The sequence below is a fragment of the Bartonella sp. AP11XZML genome (assembly GCF_042196445.1).
In the GTDB taxonomy this organism is placed as follows: Bacteria; Pseudomonadota; Alphaproteobacteria; order Rhizobiales; family Rhizobiaceae; genus Bartonella.
In genome coordinates, this window is sequence record NZ_JBHIQF010000052.1 from 1 (window position 1) to 1,054 (window position 1,054).

The window sequence follows — 1,054 nt, forward strand, 5'->3', positions numbered from 1 at the left end:
TCCATGAGACGAGCAAAATTAAGAAACCATTTTCTAAAGAATTTCGCGCGTCTCAGAGTATGTTTAGAGTCGGATATTTGGTTTTTGTGTAAAAATACTTACAAACGCATCCATAATACGTGAAAAATCAAGGGCTAATAAGAGTATAATGAGTACAATCCATTTCGTATAACGCGACATCACTTTTACACTTTTGTAGGTCATGATGATTTCTTGAAGGATTTCTTTTTCTGCTTCTGTAAGCTCTATATCGTCTTGTGTTTTTTTTCTAGCCATGTTTCCACCCACACACACGTTCACCTAGATCATTGTGCTTTAAGATCTCTCTTGCTAAGTTTGAACTGATGGCGTTCAGATCTTTCTTATCTAAATAAATTGGCAACCAGCCAACACAAGAAGAAGCATATTTATTTGTCGCGCAACCAGTCAGAGAGAGCAGTACGCACATCAGCATCACTTTTTTGATTAATTTCATTTTCTACCTCCAGACGTGTTGTGGCTGCTTTTAAAGCTTTTTCTGTTTGCTTTTGTTGCTCTGCTTTTTTCCCAAGAGTAAAAGCTCTTGCTAAAATCATAAAAAAAGCGGCTAAAGCCGCGCCTGTTGGCATCAGATTTCTTTTCATCCATAAGATCATAGACGATGCTCCTGAAAGCGTTTAGCAACAAAGAAAATACCAGCACATGCGGCTAAAATCATGATGGTTGCCAAAGCCCATTGGATTGGTCCATTTCCTGCTAATAAGCCTCCAAGCCCAGAAAAAGAGCCAATAATCGGTGCAAGTGCTTCTGCTTTGAAAACACCCGTTGGTGCTTGCGTTTCTACTGTTTGATAATTGGAGGAAACAAAAGCCCCTTTCGCCCATAAGCCTGTTTCTGCTGCACGCCGGTGTGCTAGACCTTCAAGACGCTTCCCGCCTGCTTTGGTCCATTTCTGTAGCTCTGCAGGGACAGCTTCATATTCACCTTGATTGAGCTTTTTTAACAGTGTCGAGTTACAAAAGGCTGTTGTTCCTACATTATAGCAAAAGGAGACTAAAGCCGCGAATTGTTCATC

The 1,054-nt window shown here is 40.6% G+C and carries 3 protein-coding genes; all 3 read right to left on the minus strand.

Annotation, left to right across the window (positions count from 1 at the left end; all coding sequences use genetic code 11):
• Positions 1 to 63 precede the first annotated feature (63 nt).
• On the minus strand, positions 64 to 276 hold the full coding sequence (locus tag ACFIMG_RS05295) for a hypothetical protein (protein WP_015856478.1): 213 nt from the start codon (positions 274 to 276) through the stop codon (positions 64 to 66).
• A gap of 131 nt (positions 277 to 407) precedes the next feature.
• Positions 408 to 635, minus strand: coding sequence for a hypothetical protein (locus ACFIMG_RS05300; RefSeq protein ID WP_375693577.1), 228 nt, complete (start codon positions 633 to 635; stop codon positions 408 to 410).
• A partial coding sequence (locus ACFIMG_RS05305) for a lysozyme (protein ID WP_375693578.1) occupies positions 632 to 1,054 on the minus strand: 423 nt, incomplete at its 5' end. The genes ACFIMG_RS05305 and ACFIMG_RS05300, both read right to left, overlap by 4 nt.

What these genes read in the sequence shown, in the direction of transcription:
- ACFIMG_RS05295 (WP_015856478.1), bottom strand. Translation starts at nt 276, where the DNA reads ATGGCTAGAAAAAAAACACAAGACGATATAGAGCTTACAGAAGCAGAA.
- ACFIMG_RS05300 (WP_375693577.1), bottom strand. Translation starts at nt 635, where the DNA reads ATGATCTTATGGATGAAAAGAAATCTGATGCCAACAGGCGCGGCTTTA.